The organism is Rhodococcus sp. JG-3, assembly GCF_000482405.1.
Taxonomy (GTDB): Bacteria; Actinomycetota; Actinomycetes; order Mycobacteriales; family Mycobacteriaceae; genus Rhodococcoides; species Rhodococcoides fascians.
Map to the genome: position 1 here is coordinate 3620566 of NZ_KI519398.1, position 17600 is coordinate 3638165.

At 65.6% G+C, this 17600-nt stretch carries 24 protein-coding genes; 7 read left to right on the forward strand and 17 right to left on the reverse strand.

What is annotated here, in order from left to right:
* Positions 1-41 precede the first annotated feature (41 nt).
* Positions 42-503 (forward strand): peroxiredoxin, encoded by a 462-nt coding sequence (locus tag K414_RS0118430; RefSeq protein ID WP_027497283.1) that lies wholly within the window; start codon positions 42-44, stop codon positions 501-503.
* An 88-nt stretch (positions 504-591) separates the two neighbouring features.
* On the forward strand, positions 592-1098 hold the full coding sequence (locus K414_RS0118435) for a MarR family transcriptional regulator (RefSeq protein ID WP_045841353.1): 507 nt from the start codon (positions 592-594) through the stop codon (positions 1096-1098).
* Here K414_RS0118435 and hisI read toward each other — a convergent pair.
* The 12 genes from hisI to K414_RS0118495 all read right to left on the reverse strand — a co-directional run bounded on the left by hisI (position 1089) and on the right by K414_RS0118495 (position 10125).
* Positions 1089-1442 carry a phosphoribosyl-AMP cyclohydrolase gene (hisI, locus tag K414_RS0118440; protein WP_027497285.1) on the reverse strand — a complete coding sequence of 118 codons (354 nt, stop codon included), beginning with the start codon at positions 1440-1442 and terminating at the stop codon, positions 1089-1091. The two genes, K414_RS0118435 and hisI, sit on opposite strands and share 10 nt — an antisense overlap.
* 14 nt (positions 1443-1456) lie before the next feature.
* On the reverse strand, positions 1457-2230 hold the full coding sequence (gene hisF / locus K414_RS0118445) for an imidazole glycerol phosphate synthase subunit HisF (RefSeq protein WP_027497286.1): 774 nt from the start codon (positions 2228-2230) through the stop codon (positions 1457-1459).
* Entirely contained in the window at positions 2227-3057 is an 831-nt protein-coding gene (locus tag K414_RS0118450; RefSeq protein WP_027497287.1) for an inositol monophosphatase family protein, read from the reverse strand. The genes hisF and K414_RS0118450 overlap by 4 nt, the downstream gene beginning before the upstream one ends.
* A gap of 6 nt (positions 3058-3063) precedes the next feature.
* Positions 3064-3798, reverse strand: a complete 735-nt coding sequence (gene priA / locus K414_RS0118455; protein WP_027497288.1) for a bifunctional 1-(5-phosphoribosyl)-5-((5-phosphoribosylamino)methylideneamino)imidazole-4-carboxamide isomerase/phosphoribosylanthranilate isomerase PriA — start codon at positions 3796-3798, stop codon at positions 3064-3066.
* A gap of 83 nt (positions 3799-3881) precedes the next feature.
* On the reverse strand, positions 3882-4097 hold the full coding sequence (locus tag K414_RS0118460; RefSeq protein WP_027497289.1) for a hypothetical protein: 216 nt from the start codon (positions 4095-4097) through the stop codon (positions 3882-3884).
* Complete coding sequence (gene hisH, locus K414_RS0118465; protein WP_027497290.1) at positions 4094-4723, reverse strand: imidazole glycerol phosphate synthase subunit HisH; 630 nt, start codon at positions 4721-4723, stop codon at positions 4094-4096. Before hisH ends, K414_RS0118460 begins: the two co-directional genes overlap by 4 nt.
* 9 nt (positions 4724-4732) lie before the next feature.
* Positions 4733-5839: an MFS transporter gene (locus tag K414_RS0118470; RefSeq protein WP_032386917.1), complete on the reverse strand. Its 1107-nt coding sequence runs from the start codon at positions 5837-5839 to the stop codon at positions 4733-4735.
* Between the two features lie 61 nt (positions 5840-5900).
* Positions 5901-6524, reverse strand: coding sequence for an imidazoleglycerol-phosphate dehydratase HisB (hisB, locus tag K414_RS0118475; RefSeq protein ID WP_027497292.1), 624 nt, complete (start codon positions 6522-6524; stop codon positions 5901-5903).
* Positions 6521-7651: a histidinol-phosphate transaminase gene (locus K414_RS0118480; RefSeq protein ID WP_027497293.1), complete on the reverse strand. Its 1131-nt coding sequence runs from the start codon at positions 7649-7651 to the stop codon at positions 6521-6523. Before K414_RS0118480 ends, hisB begins: the two co-directional genes overlap by 4 nt.
* Positions 7648-9000: a histidinol dehydrogenase gene (gene hisD, locus K414_RS0118485; protein ID WP_027497294.1), complete on the reverse strand. Its 1353-nt coding sequence runs from the start codon at positions 8998-9000 to the stop codon at positions 7648-7650. The genes K414_RS0118480 and hisD overlap by 4 nt, the downstream gene beginning before the upstream one ends.
* A gap of 89 nt (positions 9001-9089) precedes the next feature.
* Positions 9090-9608 (reverse strand): DinB family protein, encoded by a 519-nt coding sequence (locus K414_RS0118490; RefSeq protein WP_027497295.1) that lies wholly within the window; start codon positions 9606-9608, stop codon positions 9090-9092.
* A 49-nt stretch (positions 9609-9657) separates the two neighbouring features.
* Positions 9658-10125, reverse strand: coding sequence for an SRPBCC family protein (locus tag K414_RS0118495; protein WP_027497296.1), 468 nt, complete (start codon positions 10123-10125; stop codon positions 9658-9660).
* 83 nt (positions 10126-10208) lie between these two features.
* Here K414_RS0118495 and rhtB point away from each other — a divergent pair, with 83 nt between their 5' ends.
* From rhtB to K414_RS0118510, 3 genes are read left to right on the forward strand one after another with little or no spacing between them, the layout of a single operon-like run.
* A complete protein-coding gene (gene rhtB, locus K414_RS0118500) occupies positions 10209-10835 on the forward strand; it encodes a homoserine/homoserine lactone efflux protein (protein ID WP_027497297.1) in 627 nt (208 codons plus the stop codon).
* Positions 10832-10996 carry a hypothetical protein gene (locus K414_RS29450; RefSeq protein ID WP_169879459.1) on the forward strand — a complete coding sequence of 55 codons (165 nt, stop codon included), beginning with the start codon at positions 10832-10834 and terminating at the stop codon, positions 10994-10996. Before rhtB ends, K414_RS29450 begins: the two co-directional genes overlap by 4 nt.
* Positions 10993-11376 (forward strand): YchJ family protein, encoded by a 384-nt coding sequence (locus tag K414_RS0118510; protein ID WP_027497298.1) that lies wholly within the window; start codon positions 10993-10995, stop codon positions 11374-11376. The genes K414_RS29450 and K414_RS0118510 overlap by 4 nt, the downstream gene beginning before the upstream one ends.
* Here K414_RS0118510 and K414_RS0118515 read toward each other — a convergent pair.
* A complete protein-coding gene (locus tag K414_RS0118515) occupies positions 11373-11789 on the reverse strand; it encodes a DUF5997 family protein (RefSeq protein ID WP_027497299.1) in 417 nt (138 codons plus the stop codon). The genes K414_RS0118510 and K414_RS0118515 overlap by 4 nt on opposite strands.
* A gap of 78 nt (positions 11790-11867) precedes the next feature.
* Between K414_RS0118515 and K414_RS0118520 the strand changes: the two genes are divergently transcribed.
* Positions 11868-12851: a LysR substrate-binding domain-containing protein gene (locus K414_RS0118520; RefSeq protein WP_027497300.1), complete on the forward strand. Its 984-nt coding sequence runs from the start codon at positions 11868-11870 to the stop codon at positions 12849-12851.
* 57 nt (positions 12852-12908) lie between these two features.
* On the opposite strand, the gene K414_RS0118525 is transcribed toward K414_RS0118520, so the two are convergent.
* The 4 genes from K414_RS0118525 to nadA are packed head-to-tail and all read right to left on the reverse strand — an operon-like array spanning position 12909 to position 16817.
* On the reverse strand, positions 12909-13283 hold the full coding sequence (locus tag K414_RS0118525) for an RNA-binding S4 domain-containing protein (protein WP_027497301.1): 375 nt from the start codon (positions 13281-13283) through the stop codon (positions 12909-12911).
* Between the two features lie 33 nt (positions 13284-13316).
* Positions 13317-14192: a carboxylating nicotinate-nucleotide diphosphorylase gene (gene nadC / locus K414_RS0118530; protein ID WP_027497302.1), complete on the reverse strand. Its 876-nt coding sequence runs from the start codon at positions 14190-14192 to the stop codon at positions 13317-13319.
* A 1-nt stretch (position 14193) separates the two neighbouring features.
* Positions 14194-15762: an L-aspartate oxidase gene (locus K414_RS0118535; protein ID WP_027497303.1), complete on the reverse strand. Its 1569-nt coding sequence runs from the start codon at positions 15760-15762 to the stop codon at positions 14194-14196.
* Positions 15759-16817 (reverse strand): quinolinate synthase NadA, encoded by a 1059-nt coding sequence (gene nadA / locus K414_RS0118540; protein ID WP_048318691.1) that lies wholly within the window; start codon positions 16815-16817, stop codon positions 15759-15761. Before nadA ends, K414_RS0118535 begins: the two co-directional genes overlap by 4 nt.
* A gap of 79 nt (positions 16818-16896) precedes the next feature.
* On the opposite strand from nadA, the gene K414_RS0118545 reads away from it, so the two are divergent.
* Positions 16897-17595, forward strand: a complete 699-nt coding sequence (locus K414_RS0118545; RefSeq protein ID WP_027497305.1) for an NUDIX domain-containing protein — start codon at positions 16897-16899, stop codon at positions 17593-17595.
* Positions 17596-17600: the final 5 nt, after the last annotated feature.

A 17600-nucleotide genomic window follows, 5' to 3' on the forward strand; every position in this document is an offset into this window, starting at 1 on the left:
GGTTCGGCGGCGACACCCTCGCGCGCGGTAACCTGCCGACCATGAAACCAGGCGAGCTCGTTCCCGATTTTTCCCTGCCGGACCAGACCGGAAAGCTGCGAACGCTGACCGAATTGCTGACCGACGGTCCGATAGTGCTGTTCTTCTACCCGGCTGCATTCACCCCCGGATGCACCGCCGAAGCCTGCCATTTCCGCGATCTCGCAGGCGAATTCGCCGAGGTGGGTGCCACCCGGGTCGGCATCAGCGCCGACGCGGTCGCCAAGCAGGCCGAGTTCGCCGCCGCCAAATCGTTCGACTATCCGTTGCTCTCCGACGAGGACGGTGCCGTCGCGACCGCATTCGGGGTCAAGCGCGGCCTGCTCGCCAAGCTCTCCCCGGTCAAGCGCGCGACGTTCGTCATCGGTACCGACCGCAAGGTCCTCGAGAGTTTCTCCAGTGAGCTGCGATTCGAGGCCCACGCGGACAAGGCGCTGGAATACCTGCGCGCGCACCGCAGCTAGGCCGATTGTTCGACGCGATGCCTCGGGCCCGGGGATGCTCGAGGCATCATGTGCAGAACACAACTGTCTCGATCGAGAGGTACCCGCGATGGACACGTCGGCGACACCGAATGATGCGGTGGATCCCCGCTGGCTCACCGAGAGCCAGCAAGAGGCGTGGCGCGCGCTCGTCGCCCTGGTCACCCGACTGCCCGCAGCATTGGACGCCCAGCTGCAACGCGATTCGCAGTTGACCCACTTCGATTACTTCGTCCTCGCGGTCGTCAGCGAGAATCCACAGCGACGAATTCAACTGCGCGATCTCGCGGAGTACGCCAACGCGTCACTGTCACGTCTGTCGCACGTGGTCACCAAGCTCGAGAAAGCGGGATGGGTTCGCCGCGAGAGTATTCCGGGGAGCCGCGGTTCCTATGCGGTGCTGACCGACGCCGGCATGGAAAAGGTCGTGGCATCGGCGCCAGGACACGTCGAGACAGTGCAGGCTCTGATATTCGACGGATTGTCCGACGCGGAGGTGGGTCGACTGTCGACTCTGAGCACGACGCTACTCACTCAGCTGGACAAGGGAATTGCCGCAGGAACCGGTCACGCCTGAGCCGCGGGCCCCAACAGCACGTCGGAGTCGAAGCAGGTGTGGGTGCCGGTGTGGCATGCCGCGCCGATCTGGTCGACGACCAACAGCACTGTGTCCCCGTCACAATCGAGCCGCACCTCGTGCACGTACTGCGTGTGCCCCGAGGTCTCGCCCTTGACCCAGTACTGCTGCCTGGACCTGGAGTAGTAGGTGCCCTTGCGCGTCGCGAGCGTGCGCGACAACGCTTCGTCGTCCATCCAGGCAACCATCAGTACCTGGCCGGTCGAGCGCTCCTGCACCACAGCACTGAACAGCCCGGCCTCGTTTCGCTTGAGCCGGGCGGACAGCGTCGGGTCGAGAGTCATCGAAAACCTCTTCGCTAGCGGACGACGATGCGCTCGGCGCGCATCGATTCTTTGACCTGGCCGATGGTGAGGTCACCGAAGTGGAACACGCTTGCGGCGAGGACGGCGTCGGCTCCGGCGTGGACGGCCGGCGCGAAATGTTCGACGCGCCCTGCTCCTCCGCTGGCGATGACGGGAACGTGCACGGCGGACCGGACCGCCGCGATCATCGGCAGGTCGAATCCGGCCTTCGTGCCGTCGGCATCCATCGAATTGAGAAGGATCTCACCGACTCCCAGTTCGGCACCGCGTACTGCCCATTCGACGGCGTCGATACCGGTTCCACGCTTGCCGCCGTGGGTGGTGACTTCCCAGCCCGACGGGGTGTCCTGCTGTCCCTGCGGAACGGTCCGTGCATCGACCGACAGGACGATGCACTGAGACCCGAATCGCTCACTGAGCTCGCGCAGCAACTCCGGCCGAGCGATGGCCGCGGTGTTGACGCTGACCTTGTCGGCACCGGCCCGCAGCAGTAGGTCGACGTCGGCAACAGTGCGCACTCCCCCACCGACGGTCAGGGGAATGAACACCTGCTCGGCGGTGCGGCTGACGACGTCGAGCATGGTTCCTCGATCGGATGTGGACGCCGTGACGTCCAGGAACGTCAGTTCGTCGGCTCCCTGTGCGTCGTACGCTGCCGCGAGCTCGACGGGATCGCCTGCGTCGCGGAGGTTTTCGAAGTTGACGCCCTTGACGACACGTCCGGCATCGACGTCGAGGCACGGGATCACTCTGACCGCAACGCTCATCGCACCGGTCCTTCCAGATAGTCGCCGGGTGCACCGAGTTCGGTGATCACCTTCAGCAGTTCGCCGTGTACTCCGGGGCCGGCCGCGAGCACCGACTTCGAATCGATGGTCCACGGTCGGCCATCGAGATCGGTGACGATTCCGCCCGCAGCACGAACCAGCAGGGCCCCGGCAGCGTTGTCCCAGGCGCGGTATCCGAAGACCACCGCACCGCCCAGTACGCCGCTGGCGGTGTACGCCAGATCGACTCCGGTGGCACCGTGCATGCGCAGCCGCGAGGAGTGCATCGACAACTCTTCGAGAATGCGAAACCGGAAGCGGCCGGGGATGGATCCACGGCTGGCAACGTTGAACGCACCGAACCCGATCATCGACTCCCGCAACGACTTCGGTTGCAGTGCGGGTAGCGGTGCCCCGTTCAGAAGCAACGGGCCGTCTGCCACGGCAGAGAATCGCTGATTCACCAGCGGTAGCCACGTGAGCCCGAGGACCGGCACGCCGTCGTCGAGCAACGCCAACAACGTTCCGGCAGAAGGCAATCCGGACGAGTAGTTGAATGTGCCGTCGATCGGGTCGAGTACCCATACGAGACCGGAGTTCAGATCGGGACCGCCGAACTCTTCACCGTGAACGGCGATTCCGGTGGCGTCGTACAGTTCCGCGCCCAGACGACGCTCGAGTTCGAGATCCACCGCGGTGGCGAAGTCGTCGGGGCCCTTCTGCACGGCACTCGGTGCGCCGACGCCCGCGAGGAACCGATCATGGATGCCGTCGAGCAAACCACCGGCGATCTCGAGCAGACGACTCGGTTCCTCGGGAAGGGTCATTCGTCGTTACCGAGACACTGCCGCGAGGGCATCGGGCAGTGTGAAACGCCCGGCGTACAAGGCTTTTCCGACGATGGATCCCTCCACGCCACGGTCGACCAGTCCGGCGATCGCTTCGAGGTCGGCGATCGTCGACACGCCGCCGGACGCGATGACCGGCTTGTCGGTCCTGTCGCACACGTCTGCGAGAAGTTCGAGGTTCGGGCCGGTCAGGGTGCCGTCCTTCGTGACGTCGGTGACGACGTACCGCGAGCAGCCGTCGCGTTCGAGCCGCTCGAGTACCTCCCACAGGCCACCGCCGTCGCTGACCCAACCGCGGCCACGCAGACGTGGCGCGCCGTCCACCATCAGCACGTCGAGGCCGACCGCGACACGATCGCCGAATTCGCCGATCGCACGAGCGCACCACTCGGGGTCTTCCAGAGCCGCCGTACCCAGGTTGACGCGTGCGCATCCGGTTGCGAGGGCGGCGCGCAGGGAATCGTCGTCGCGAATTCCGCCCGAGAGCTCGACCTTCACATCGAGCTCACCGACCACCGAGGCCAACAGTTCACGGTTGGACCCGCGCCCGAACGCGGCATCGAGATCCACCAGATGGACCCACTCGGCACCGTCGTTCTGCCACGCCAGGGCGGCATCACGGGGCGAACCGTACTTCGTTTCGCTACCGGCTTCCCCTTGAACGAGACGGACAGCTTCGCCGCCTGCGACATCGACAGCAGGCAATAAGACCAGGCTCACGTGCGGTTATGCTACGGGCCGACTCGCGTCGAATTCAAAACGGGTCAGCACTGCCTGGATCCGCAGGCCGCCGGGACGGCCCGTCAGCTGTCGGGACCGAGTTCCTTTCGCGTCATACGCGTGGACACGACCCCCATGGCCGTGATCGCCCCGACAACTCCGGCCAACGCGATGAGCAGAGCAACGCCGGCGGTGGGCTGCCACACAGCGATCGACACGGTCGCGAGGGCGAGTACCGCAACTGCCGCCCCGAGCGCTCGAAACGCCAACCGGCCGAGCGAGAACTCGCGTTCGCTCACACCGATCGAACCCAGTTCTCGAGCAACGCGGCACCGGCGTCGCCGGACTTCTCCGGGTGGAACTGTGTGGCCGAGAGCGCGCCGTTCTCCACGGCAGCGAGGAAGCGGCCACCGTGATCGGCCCACGTGAGCAACGGCGCGGCGAGGGTCTCGCTCGGTTCGAGCTCCCACTGCTGCGCGGCGTAGGAATGGACGAAATAGAACCGTGTCTCGCGGTCGATGCCGTCGAACAACACGCTGTTCTCCGGAGCCTCGACGGTGTTCCAACCCATGTGCGGGAGCACGTCCGCCTGCAGGCGTTCGACAGTGCCCGGCCATTCGCCGCACCCGTCCGCCTCGACGCCGAACTCGACACCGCGATCGAAGAGGATCTGCATGCCGACGCAGATTCCCAGTACCGGGCGGCCACCCGCGAGACGACGCCCGATGATGCGCTCACCTCGAACGGCCGTCAGACCCTCCATACAGGCGGCAAATGCACCGACCCCGGGAACCACCAGCGCTTCTGCATTCAGGGCTTCGTCGAAGTCGGAGGTCACCGTCACGTCGGCACCGACGCGGGCCAACGCCCTTTTCGCCGAGTGCAGATTGCCCGAGCCGTAGTCGAGCAACACCACAGAAGTCATGGAACGAGTCTATCGGGGACGTGGACGCGCGATCAGTGCCACCGCCGCGACAACGGCAACGGTGGTTGCACCTGCAGTGAACCCGGCGGTGTAGCCCACACTCGTCGCGACCACACCGAGGGCGAGCGCCCCTGCGCCGGTACCGGCATCGAAGCTGATGTTCCACACGGCGCTGGCGCTGCTGTAGCGAGCGGGCCCCGCCGCATCGAAGGCCATCACCAGACTGTCGTTCTGGCATGCGCCGTAACCGATTCCGAACAACACCGCGGCAACGAAGAACAGTGCGGCAGGCATGGCACCCGCGGCGGCAACGGCGAACAGGCCGACGCCCAGGGCCGCGGAGATGAGCGCAGGCACCACCGACCGGCCGATTCCGATGCGATCGGCAACCGAGCCGGCGGCATATCGACCGACCAACATCGCGGCACTGACCACGGCGAGGGCCACACCGATCATCGCGGCTCGCTCGGATTCGGCGATCGGCAGCAGACTGGTGATGCCGCCGTACGACGCCGACACCGACGCAACGACGAGGCACGGCACCAGGAATCGCCTGGCGTCGAGGCGGACCCGGTCGACCCGAGCCGGTTGCGGTGCAGGCCGGGTCGGCGGCAACAGAGCCACCCCGATCAAGCCCGCAGCGGGAACCAGAGCCCCCAGGACGAACACCGCCGTCGGACTGGCCGCGAAGATCACCAGGCCCAGCGGCAACGTCACCATCTGCGACAACGCGACCGCGATTCCCTGTGCTCCCGTCGCGCGGCCGAGCAAGTGGGTCGGTGCCAACTCGGCGACGATGGCGGCCCCGGCGACCGTCAACATTCCGAAACCCGTACCCCGTAGCGCCGACACGGCGAGTGCCGGTACGGCCTGCACCGACACGATGAACAGCAACGCGGGAACACCCAGAAGCAGGCAACCGGCCGCGAGCACGGGCCGATGGCCGACGCGAACCAGCATCGAGGGAACGAACAGTTGGGTGATGACCGTGGTGGCCATGAAGATCGCGGTGCTGGCTGCCGCCACCGCGTCGGACGAACCCGATTGCGACACCGCCAGCGGAACCACCGGGAGCAGCAGGCCCCAGCCGCCGAACGCGGCCGCACCCATGGCCATCGCGGCCGGGAGGCCACGAATCGAACTCAGACCACTCAACGCACGAGCACCGCTCGACCGATCACAGACTGCCCTTGGTGGAGAGAATTCCGGTGACCCGAGGGTCGTATTCGGTGGCCTGACGCAGCGCCCGAGCGACGGCCTTGAACTCCGCCTCGGTGATGTGGTGCTGGTCGCGGCCGTAGATGACGCGGACATGCAACGCGATCCGAGCGTTGGACGCCAAGGTCTCGAACACATGCTTGTTGATCACGGTGGAGTACGGAACACCCGGGTAGCCGCCGATCACCGAGTGCACCATGTAGTCCGGCTCGCCGGTGTGCACGCAGTAGGGACGGCCGGACACGTCGACCGCCGCATGCACGAGTGTCTCGTCCATCGGAATGAACGAGTCGCCGAAGCGGGTGATGCCGGACTTGTCGCCGAGGGCTTGTCCCAGCGCTTGCCCGAGCACGATCGCAGTGTCCTCGACCGTGTGATGCGCCTCGATCTCGATGTCGCCCTTGGCCCGCACGGTGAGATCGAAGCGGGCATGGGTGCCGAGGGCAGTGAGCATGTGGTCGTAGAACGGCACGCCGGTGGAGATGTCGACGATGCCGGTGCCGTCGAGGTTCAGCTCGACGGAGATGTCGGATTCCTTGGTAGTGCGCTCGATCTTGGCGATGCGGGGAGCGGGTGTGGTCACTGCAGTGCCTCTGCTCTTTCGGTCGATGCGAGTTCCGAGCTGACGGTAAGGAATCGGTCGTTCTCGTGAGCGAGTCCGATGGTGACACGCAGATACCCGGGAATTCCGACGTCCCGGATGAGCACGCCGTCGTCCAGGTACCGCTGCCAGGTGGCGGCCGCATCGGAGAACCGGCCGAAGAGCAGGAAGTTGGCGTCGGACGGCACCACGTCGTACCCCTGTGCGACGAGCGTTTCGGCAACGCGATCGCGTTCGGCCGACAATGCGGCCACGCTCGCCAGGGTGTCGTCGGCGTGCCGCAACGCGGCCCGAGCGGCAGCTTGCGTGACCACCGAGAGGTGATAGGGCAAGCGCACCAACAGCATTGCGTCGATCACGGCCGGGGCCGCAACGAGGTATCCCAGCCGTCCGCCGGCGAACGCGAACGCCTTGCTCATGGTCCGACTGACGACGATCTTGCTGGGGTAGCTCTCGATCAATCCGATTGCGCTTGCCGCCGAGGAGAATTCGGCGTACGCCTCGTCGACCACGACGATTCCCGGTGCGGCGTCGAGGATTCGACGTAGATCTGCCTCGTCGATGCTGTGCCCGGTCGGATTGTTGGGGCTGGTCACGAACACGACGTCCGGCTTACGCTCCTCGATCGCCTGCACTGCGTAGTCGACGTCGAGAGAGAAATCCGCCCGACGCTGCGCCGGAATCCACTCGGTCTGAGTCCCCGACGAAATGATCGGGTGCATCGAGTACGACGGCACGAAACCCAGCGCGGTACGGTCCGGCCCACCGAAGGCCTGCAGGAGTTGCTGCAGAATCTCGTTGGAGCCGTTGGCCGCCCACACGTTGGCAGTGTCGACCGCAAAGCCGGTCTGCCCGGTGAGATACCGCGCCAGGTCAGCTCGCAAGTCGTCCGCGTCGCGATCCGGATACCGGTGCAACTGCGCCGCGGCGATACGCACCGATTCGGCGACGTCGTCGATCAGTGCCTGCGTCGGCGGGTGTGGATTCTCGTTGGTGTTCAACTGAACCGGCACGGTGAGCTGCGGCGCGCCGTACGGCGACTTGCCGATCAGCGCCTCGCGCAACGGCAGGTCGTCGAGCGAAATCGCTTGCCCCAGAGCATCACTCATGATTCACCACCGGTACGCAACCCCTCGAAACGCAGCCGAACGGCCTCACCGTGAGCCGGGAGATCTTCTGCGTTGGCCAGCGCGATGACGTGCGCAGCAACGTCTTTCAGCGCGGCCTCACTGTAGTCCACCACGTGGATCCCCCGCAGGAACGTTTGCACACTCAGGCCGGACGAATGCCGAGCGCACCCGGCCGTCGGCAGTACGTGATTCGACCCGGCGCAGTAATCACCCAAGCTGACCGGTGACCACGCCCCCACGAATACAGCGCCGGCGCTGCGCACGCGAGCGGCGACGTCGGACGCGTCCTTCGTCTGAATCTCCAGGTGTTCGGCCGCATAGGCGTTGACCACGGCCAGGCCCTGTGTGACGTCGTCGACCAGAACGATTCCGGACTGGCTACCGCTCAGCGCCGTGGTGACGCGTTCCGCGTGCCGGGTGGACGCCATCTGCGCATTGACAGCCTCGTCGACGGCATCGGCGAGTTCGAGGCTGTCGGTCACCAGCACACTGGCGGCCATCACGTCGTGCTCGGCTTGACTGATCAGGTCTGCTGCCACGTGGATCGGGTCTGCGGTGGCGTCGGCGAGAATCGCGATCTCGGTAGGGCCTGCCTCGGAGTCGATTCCGATGAGCGAACGACACAGTCGCTTGGCCGCCGTGACGTAGATGTTGCCCGGGCCGGTAATCAGATCGACCGGTGCCAGTTCTTCGCCGTCGGTGTCGACACCGCCGTACGTGAGCAGAGCGATGCCCTGACCGCCGCCGACGGCCCAGACCTCGTCGACTCCGAGGAGCTGCGCGGCCGCCAGGATCGTCGGGTGGGGTAATCCACCGAAGTTCTTCTGCGGCGGCGACGCCACCACCAGCGAACCGACGCCAGCGATCTGCGCAGGCACCACGTTCATCACGACCGACGACGGGTACACAGCGTTGCCACCGGGCACGTAGAGACCCACGCGATCGACCGGAATCCAGCGCTCGGTCACCGTGCCGCCGGGCACCACCTGGGTGGTGTGGTCGGTGCGGCGTTGATCCGAGTGCACCAGTCGGGTTCGCTCGATCGCGACCTCGAGGGCGGCCCGGACGGCCGGGTCCAGCTCGTCGAGAGCTCGAACCAATTCCTGCTGCGGAACCCGAACGCGGTCCGGTCGGACTCCGTCGAACTTCTCGCTGAACTCGAGGGCCGCGTCGGCCCCACGTTCCTTGACGGCGTCGACGACGGGCCGAACCTGGTGCAGCACCGAATCGACATCCACTCCGCCTCGGGGAAGAGCGCCGCGTAGTTCGGCAGTGGATGGAGTTCGTCCGCGTAGATCGACGCGGGCGAGCTCGATGCGGGCAGGCATAGTGGGCCCCTTCGTGGAGTCGGTTCGGTGCCGGGGTTCGGTCGAATCAGTGTTGTCCGAACCACCAGGATAGTTCCACCGAATTCGGCTCAGCCCCGCACGTCCCACAGATGGTGGATGGGATCGTGAATGTAGTAGGCCGCCAGAGTTTCGACGGTGAAGTGGGAACCGTCGCTGCGTCGCCCTCTGCGATCACGGTCTTCCGGCGGCACAGCCGAGAAGGCGTCGGCCAACGCATGTGCCGCTTCCCCGAGTTCCGACGCCACCGTCGCCGGATTCTGCGCGTTGTAGTTCTCGGCCACGGCCGTGGCGTCCTGGTCCCAGTTGTCGAACTCGGGATCGTCCTCGGTCAGCACCAGCGCCAACCGAGTGCGGAATATGCGGTGTGCATCCCGAACATGTGCGCTGTATTCGAGCGCCGACCATGTCGAATCGTCGGGACGCACTGCCGCGTCCTCGCGACGGAGCACTGCGATCCACCGATCCACGTCAGCGCGGATCAACGCGGGTACGGCGTCGTATTCGACGGAGCTCGAGTCGAACCCGCAGTCGGGGCAGGCACTGTCGAGGACCCACGTCCAGTTCTTGGTATCGGGTTCGATCGGCATGCGGGTCACTGTAGAGCAGGGCCCGTACCGCCACGGGCTGTCCGAGAGGTCAGGCGTAACGAGCAGCCAGATTGTGCAGTGTGCTCGTGATGCCCTGCGCATTCTTCTGCGGCATCTTGAACAACTCGAGCATTTTCGGAACCTTGGCGGTGCCGTAGACGAAGCTCTCGGTGACAGTGGTCAGGCCCGGCTGCTTCTCCTCGAATTCCCAGCGCCAGCTGTGGCCCATCGGGTGCTGCCACTCGATGATCTTGTGTCGATCCGCATCCACGAATTCGGTCACGGTGCTGGTGATCTTGTACGGCACGCCGTACTGCTTCATGCCGACGGAGAATTTGGCGCCGCTGCTCAGCCTCTCGGGTCCACGGACGGTGTCCTTGACTGTGCCGGATCCGTCCAGCTCGCCGTGCCGGGTGGGATCGGCCACGATGTCGAACAGTTCGGCTGCCGGTGCCCGAACCTCGGTCTGTCTCGTGACCTGCTGGGGACCGCTGTCGATGGTTCTGATGTCTGCCATCTGCAGCGTCTACCCCGCAATGACCGTATCGACACCCGGCCACCGCGCAGAATGCGCATTGACGGGCGTAGTTCAATGAACACATGTCCTGGTCAGTGTGGCTCGCCTTCCTCGGCGCGAGCATCGTCATCAGTCTGTCTCCCGGAGCCGGAGCCATCGCGTCGATGTCCACAGGTCTGCGCTACGGCCTGCGCCGCGGCTACTGGAACATCTTCGGGCTGCAGATCGGCCTGCTGGTCCAGATCGGCATCGTCGCAGTCGGACTCGGTGCTGTCCTGGCCAATTCGGCCCTGGCCTTCACCGCGATCAAGTGGTTCGGTGTCGCCTATCTGGTCTACCTCGGCATTCGCCAGTGGCGGTCGGCTCCGTCCGAAGTAGCGGACGCCCCCGCGGTGGCGGATCGAGGCACGACGATGCTCGCGCGAGGATTTCTCGTCAACGCGAGCAACCCGAAAGCCGTCGTGTTCATGGTCGCTGTGCTGCCCCAGTTTCTCGACCCAGCGCGGCCGCTGATCACCCAGTATCTCGCCATCGCGGCGACCATGGTCGTCGTCGACATGCTGGTGATGACCGGTTACACCTCTCTGGCATCGCGAGTCCTCCGCATGATGCGGTCCCACCGTCAGCAGAAGACCATGAACCGCACGTTCGCCGGCCTGTTCTTTGCCGCCGCAACATTTCTGGCCACGGTACGAAGGGTGACCCCATGAGGAAATACCGCGTGATCATGAAGAATGCGCTCGGCGGAGATCCGATTCCGTTGGGGCTGTTCGACACTCTGCTCGAAGCCAACACCTGGATTCAGGACGTGGGTAAGCGGGACGAGCACGAACTCGGCACGTACACAGTCGAAGTGGAGGTCGACGAGTGAGTAGACGGTGTCCGTGTTCGAGCGGCGACACGTTCGATGCGTGTTGCGAGCCGTACCTGACGGGCCCCGTCGATGCACCGACGGCGGAGAAGCTGATGCGCTCGCGCTTCACCGCGTTTGCCGTCGGCGACGTCGCCTACCTGCGGACGTCCTGGCATCCCGACACCGCTCCGGCTGAGCTGGAGTTGGACCCCGACCAACGGTGGTATCGGCTCGACGTCCTCGCTGCCGACGCAGGCGGACTTTTCGACGAGACCGGCACCGTGCAGTTCGAGGCACGGTACAAGCATCCCGACGGTGCCGGCACGATGTCGGAGATCAGCCGTTTCGTCCGGGTCGACGGCCGGTGGCGCTACCTCGACGGAGTCGTCGCTCCCTAGAGGTTGCGTAGTTTCGTGGGCCGATTGCCCGCGGTGCGACGCGCTTCCTGCTTCTCCTTGATGCGCTCGGCATCCTTGCGAACCTGGATCTGAGTCCGACGCTCGCGTACCAGCCACTGCGGTGGGCTGGCGATCAGTTCCTCGATCTCCACACTGGTCAACGCTTCGGTGACTCCGCCGCGTGCCAATCCGGCGATGGACACGTCGAGCTTCTTCGCGATCACGTCGCGGGGGAAGGGTCCGTCGGTCTGCAAGTCGGTCAGCCACTGCGGCGGATCGCTGCGCAGGGCGTCCAGGTCGGATCTGCTGATCATCGAGTTCTGGAACTCTTCCGGCGCTGCGGGTAGATAGATGCCGAGCTTGTTCGCCGCGGTCAATGGCTTCATGGTCTGCTGTTTGTTCTCCGGGCTCACCGGACCAGCTTATCCGGCAATCGGCGGTCCCGACGCCACCGTCCCGCGCTTCGTGCACCGTCCCATAGGCTCGACTCCGTGAACATCGATGTGCAGACACTGCGCTGGTATGCGGCAGTGGCGCAACAACTGCATTTCGCCCGCGCTGCTCAGTCGCTCGGAATCTCCCGAATCCGCCTCAGCAAGACCGTGGTGGAACTCGAAGAGTTGCTGGGCGTCGACCTGTTCGTGCCGGGTGCCTCCCCCACCGAACTCACCGCCGACGGACGCGATCTGCTCGAACGCGCGTTGGTCGAGATCGCCGAGGACGATCGGCGTTCGGAGCGTGCACAGGCTGCTGCCGGGGAGCCGAGCAGTTTCACCATCGGATACGCCGAGGGCGTGACGCTGACCAAGTGGACGCGAATCTGGGCCGATCGGTTTCCCGATGTCGCCTTGTCCGTCGTGGCAACGACTCCGGACACACAGGTGTCTCATCTGCGTGATGGAACGGTCGACGTCGGCTTCGTCAGGCCGCCGATCGATCGTGAAGGTCTGAACGCCATCGGGCTGTACCAGGAAATCCAGGTCGTGGTGGTACCCAAAGACCATGCGGTCGCAGCATTCGACTCGGTCACCGCTCTCGACCTCGCCGACGAACACCTGCTCGCCGACCCGACCACGGTGCCCGAATGGGCTGCTGTTGCAACAGAACTGAGCACCGGCGATCGTCCCGCTCTGCCACCGATGAACAGCACTGCGGAGACTTTCGAATACGTGGCCGCCGGGCTGGGCGTGGCGATCGTCCCGCACTCGGTTGCGAGATTCAACGCTCGCAAAGATCTCGTGTACCGCCCGGTCACCGACGTCGAGCAGACACAGATCGCACTGGCCTGGGTGGCGGAGCGGGAAGACGACCGCATCGAAGAATTCATCGGCATCGTGCGTGGCCGGTCCACGCGAAGTTCACGCGGATCTTCGGACGACGCGCCCGTCAAGAAGAAGAAGGCGCAGCCCTCCAAACCGGCTCGACCGGTCGTCAAGACCAAAACGAACGCACGCCGCAGCGGAAAGAGACGCTAGCCGGGCATCGCCCTCGTGCGCGTTGTGTGCCCCCGGAGGTACGCACAACGCTCACGACTACGAGGGGCGCAGCCGGAGCCGATCGATGTCACGTCGATCCCGCTTGGTCGGACGGCCCGTTCCGCGGTCACGTCGGGGAACCGAGGCCAGAACCTCTTTCGGTGGCGGCGGCGGACTGCGATCGATCATGCACTCGGGTACGACCGACGCGCCGACGCGTTTGGTGATGGCACGTACGACGACGACGATCTTCTCCACACCCTCCACGCGCAGCCGGATCTCGTCGTCCGGCCCGACGCGTTGGCCGGGCTTCGCGGGGGTGCCGTTGACGCGAACATGCCCACCGCGACAGGCTGCGGCCGCGGCAGACCGCGTCTTGAACAGTCGCACCGCCCAGATCCAGCTGTCCAGACGGGCACTCTGCAATTCCATCTTCGAACGTCTTCCTCGAATCGTGAGGCTCGGCTACATGTCCAGGCCGAGGTCGAGCACTGTCACCGAGTGTGTCAGACCGCCCACCGCCAGGAAGTCGACCCCCGTACGCGCGTAATCCCGAGCCACGTCGACGGTCAGTCCACCCGAGGATTCCAACTTGGTGTCCGGCGCGAACTTGTCGCGGCGCTGCACCGCCATCTGTGTCTGCCACAGCGCGAAGTTGTCCAGCAGAACGAGTTCGACGTTCTCGGCGAGCACCTCGTCGAGTTGTTCGAGACTGTCGACCTCTACCTCGCAGGCGATGTTCGGCGCAGCGGCACGTACGGCTCGCAGGGCAGCGACGACGGAGCCGGCCGCCGCGACGTGGTTGTCCTTGATCAGCGCGGCGTCACCGAGACCCATCCGATGGTTGACCCCGCCGCCCGCCCGTACCGCGTACTTCTGCAGCGATCGCAGCCCGGGCAACGTCTTTCGACTGTCTCGAATGCGACACTCGGTCTCTGCGACCTCGGTGACCCAGCCGGCCGTGGCGGTCGCGATACCCGACAGGTGACAGACGATATTGAGCATGGTGCGCTCGGCGGTGAGCAAGCCACGGGTGGGAGCATCGACCGTCAGAACAGCCTGTCCGGGTTCGACATTCGATCCGTCGGCGGTCCTGTGGCGGATCGAGTACGCGCCCGAACCGATCACCTCGTCGAGAACCAGCAGCCCTACATCGAGGCCCGCGAGGGTGCCGAACTGTCGAGACACCACCGACGCCGTGGCCACGGCGTCCTCGGGAACCGTTGCCACGGTGGTGATATCCGGCCCGTACCGGAGATCCTCGTCGAGCGCGGTGCGGATGAGTGCGAGAACCTCGTCGCGGTCGACTCCCGGGTTCACTTCGTCGGCAGTACCGGTCATGTCAGCTTGCTCCCGTCATCACGTCATCGTTCACGATCGTCAGTCGTCCCTCGTCGTCGCGTTCGACATACAGGCTCCGTCGGTACTCGGGCATGCTGTCCGGGAAATCCCGTCGGGTGTGACACCCTCGGCTCTCTCGGCGGTGCGTTGCAGCCAGCACGATCACGTCTGCCGCTGCCGTCAGGGCGGCATCCTCGACCGCTACGCCGTCGACCGGCGGTTCCGACACCACGCCGTGTGCCAGCACATTCTGTGCCGCCGCAAGACCGGACGCATCGCGGACGACACCGACGTGCGTGGTCATGATTCGCTGCAGTACCGCGCGATCGATCCGCCGGTAGACAGGCAGTGCGGTATCGGACACGGCGACGGTGGTTCCGACCCGCTCCGCGGCGACGAGCGCAGCGCGTTCGCCGACCACCAGACCCTCGAGCAGACTGTTCGACGCCAACCGGTTGGCACCGTGCAGCCCGGTGCGCGCCACCTCACCCGCAGCGAGCAATCCCGAGACGGACGTCCGTCCGAACGTGTCGGTCACGACTCCCCCGCACGAGTAGTGCGCGGCGGGTGCCACGGGGATGAGATCCGTTGCGGGATCGATTCCGGCGTCCAGGCACGATGCCGTCACGGTCGGGAAACGCTCACGCACGTGCTCCACGCGACGGGCGTCCAGCAACACGTGGTCGTCGCCGCTGCGGTACAGCAACTCGGCGATGGCACGCGAGACCACGTCGCGTGGTGCGAGGTCGCCCATGGGGTGAACACCGTCCATGAATGCGCGGCCGGTGGCATCGACCAAGCGGGCACCCTCTCCGCGCACCGCTTCGCTGATCAGCGGGCGACGGCCCGTCGACCCTGCGGCGAACAGCACGGTCGGGTGGAACTGAACGAACTCCAGATCCGCGATCCGTGCGCCCGCATCGAGTGCCAGTGCAATGCCGTCGGCCGTGGCACCGGCCGGGTTGGTACTGCACGAGAACAGTTGTCCCAGGCCGCCTGTCGCGAGCAACACCGTCGGAGTGCGAACGACGCCGACACCGCGAGGCCCGCGCACGAGGAGTCCGGCCACCGCGCCGTCGGTGGTCAGTACACGCAGCGCCGTGGTGTCGAATTCCACCGATGGCACTGCGGAGTCCAGTGTGCGTTGTACCTCCGCTCCGGTGGCATCGCCGCCGGAATGGATGATTCGGCGCACACTGTGGCCACCCTCTCGGGTGCGGGAAACCGAACCGTCGGGCGCACGATCGAAATGTGCGCCGGCGACTTCGAGCGACGCGATCGCCGCGCGGCCGCCGGAGACGATGGAACGCACCGCATCCTCGTCGCACAGGCCCGCGCCTGCTGCGCAGGTATCCGACACGTGCGCATCGATCGAGTCGCCGAGATCGGTGCCGACGACTGCGATTCCGCCCTGCGCATACTTGGTCGCGGTATCGACCGAACTGCCCTTGCTGACCGTCAGCACGCGCAGGCCGCGAGCGGCGGCCGTGCGAGCCGCGGTCAGTCCGGCGATTCCGCCGCCGACGACGACGAGGTCGGCCGCGGTTTCCCAGGCGACCGACGGGTTCACTCGCCGCCGCCGGGTGTGCCGATCTCGATCATGCGTTGCACCGACTTGCTGGCGATGTTCGCCGTTTCGAGGTCGACGTGGACCTCGTCGCGCCCTTCGACGAGGCAGCGCAACAGCGCGGCGGGCGTGATCATCTTCATGTATCCGCACGACGCGCGGTCGTTGACGGCCAAGAAGTCGACATCGGGTGCAGCCCTGCGGAGTTGATGCAGCATCCCGATCTCGGTGGCGACCAGAACCTGCTTGGATTCGGTGGCGCGGGCCGCGTCGAGCATGCCGCCGGTGGAGAGGATCTTGACCTTGTCGGCGGGCACGAATCCTTCGCCGGCGAGGTAGAGAGCCGAGGTGGCGCAACCGCATTCGGGATGCACGTAGAGCTCCGCATCGGGGTGGGTTCGAGACTTCTCGGCGAGCTCGTCGCCGTTGATGCCTGCGTGGACGTGGCATTCACCGGCCCAGATGTGCAGATTCTCGCGCCCGGTCACGCGCTTGACATGAGCCCCGAGGAACTGGTCGGGCAGGAAGAGGATGTCGCGGCTCGGATCGATCGATTGCACGACCTCGACGGCGTTGGACGAGGTGCAGCAGATGTCGGTGAGCGCCTTGATCTCGGCTGTCGTGTTGACGTAGGAGACGACGACGGCATCCGGGAAGTCTGCTTTCCACTCGCGCAACTGCTCGGCAGTGATCGAGTCGGCGAGCGAGCAACCCGCACGCTGGTCCGGGATCAGGATCGTCTTCTGCGGGCTGAGGATCTTGGCGGTCTCGGCCATGAAGTGCACGCCGCAGAACACGATGGTGTCCTCGGATACCTCGGCGGCCATGCGCGAAAGCGCGAGCGAATCACCGACGTGATCGGCAACGTCCTGAATCGCAGGCAGCTGGTAGTTGTGCGCCAGCAGGGTCGCACCTCGCAGATCGGCGAGCCGTCGCACTTCCGCGGCCCATTCAGCCGACGCGTCGACTCCCCCGTAACCACCGGCTCCATCGACGATGTCGCGGACTCCGGCGAATGCCGAGTCCAGGAAGTTCACCTGGGTAGCGCTGCTGGTCATGACGGTTCTCCTTCACCGATCATCCGGTCGTCGGTGACCGAATTTCCTCCGAGGGAGTTTTCGACTTATGATCGAAAACATGATTCATCGTAGCACCGTCCACGAAGTACTCATTGCGGTGTTCCAAGTTCGGGTCTTTTCCGACCCCGACACCCCTGAACTGGCGGTCCTGTTGTGGCAGCGTGCACTCGACCCCGAGGCGGGCACCTGGTCACTCCCCGGGGGCACCCTGCGCGACGACGAGAACCTGGCCACGTCCGCGCGGAGACAGCTCGCCGAGAAGGTCGACGTACGCAAGGTGGCACACCTCGAGCAGCTGTCCATCTTCAGCGAGCCGGACAGGGTGCCGGGAGATCGCCGAATCGCGTCGACGTTTCTGGGCCTCGTACCGATCGCGGCCGAGCCGACCCTGCCCGCGGATACGACCTGGTACCCGGTGTCGGAGCTGCCCGCCATGTCGTTCGATCACGGAACGGTCGTCGAGCACGCACGGCATCGACTGGTCGCCAAACTGTCGTACACCAACATCGGATTCGCCCTCGCTCCTGCAGAATTCGCGATTTCGACGCTTCGCGAAATCTACGGCGCAGCCCTCGGCTATCAGGTCGACGCCACCAATCTGCAACGGGTACTGAGCCGCCGCGGCGTCATCGAACCCACCGGACGGCGTGCACCGTCGGGTCGAGCGGGTGGACGGCCTCCAGCATTGTTCCGGTTCGCCGACAACAGCATTCGCGTCACCGACGAGTTCGCGGCATTGCGGCCACCACAGGGATGAACGAG

Coding starts and splice junctions, on each gene's coding strand:
- K414_RS0118430 (WP_027497283.1), top strand. CDS start 42: ATGAAACCAGGCGAGCTCGTTCCCGATTTTTCCCTGCCGGACCAGACC.
- K414_RS0118435 (WP_045841353.1), top strand. CDS start 592: ATGGACACGTCGGCGACACCGAATGATGCGGTGGATCCCCGCTGGCTC.
- hisI (WP_027497285.1), bottom strand. CDS start 1,442: ATGACTCTCGACCCGACGCTGTCCGCCCGGCTCAAGCGAAACGAGGCC.
- hisF (WP_027497286.1), bottom strand. CDS start 2,230: ATGAGCGTTGCGGTCAGAGTGATCCCGTGCCTCGACGTCGATGCCGGA.
- K414_RS0118450 (WP_027497287.1), bottom strand. CDS start 3,057: ATGACCCTTCCCGAGGAACCGAGTCGTCTGCTCGAGATCGCCGGTGGT.
- hisH (WP_027497290.1), bottom strand. CDS start 4,723: ATGACTTCTGTGGTGTTGCTCGACTACGGCTCGGGCAATCTGCACTCG.
- K414_RS0118470 (WP_032386917.1), bottom strand. CDS start 5,839: ATGGCCATGGGTGCGGCCGCGTTCGGCGGCTGGGGCCTGCTGCTCCCG.
- K414_RS0118480 (WP_027497293.1), bottom strand. CDS start 7,651: ATGAGTGATGCTCTGGGGCAAGCGATTTCGCTCGACGACCTGCCGTTG.
- hisD (WP_027497294.1), bottom strand. CDS start 9,000: ATGCCTGCCCGCATCGAGCTCGCCCGCGTCGATCTACGCGGACGAACT.
- K414_RS0118490 (WP_027497295.1), bottom strand. CDS start 9,608: ATGCCGATCGAACCCGATACCAAGAACTGGACGTGGGTCCTCGACAGT.
- K414_RS0118495 (WP_027497296.1), bottom strand. CDS start 10,125: ATGGCAGACATCAGAACCATCGACAGCGGTCCCCAGCAGGTCACGAGA.
- rhtB (WP_027497297.1), top strand. CDS start 10,209: ATGTCCTGGTCAGTGTGGCTCGCCTTCCTCGGCGCGAGCATCGTCATC.
- K414_RS29450 (WP_169879459.1), top strand. CDS start 10,832: ATGAGGAAATACCGCGTGATCATGAAGAATGCGCTCGGCGGAGATCCG.
- K414_RS0118525 (WP_027497301.1), bottom strand. CDS start 13,283: ATGGAATTGCAGAGTGCCCGTCTGGACAGCTGGATCTGGGCGGTGCGA.
- nadC (WP_027497302.1), bottom strand. CDS start 14,192: ATGACCGGTACTGCCGACGAAGTGAACCCGGGAGTCGACCGCGACGAG.
- nadA (WP_048318691.1), bottom strand. CDS start 16,817: ATGACCAGCAGCGCTACCCAGGTGAACTTCCTGGACTCGGCATTCGCC.
- K414_RS0118545 (WP_027497305.1), top strand. CDS start 16,897: ATGATTCATCGTAGCACCGTCCACGAAGTACTCATTGCGGTGTTCCAA.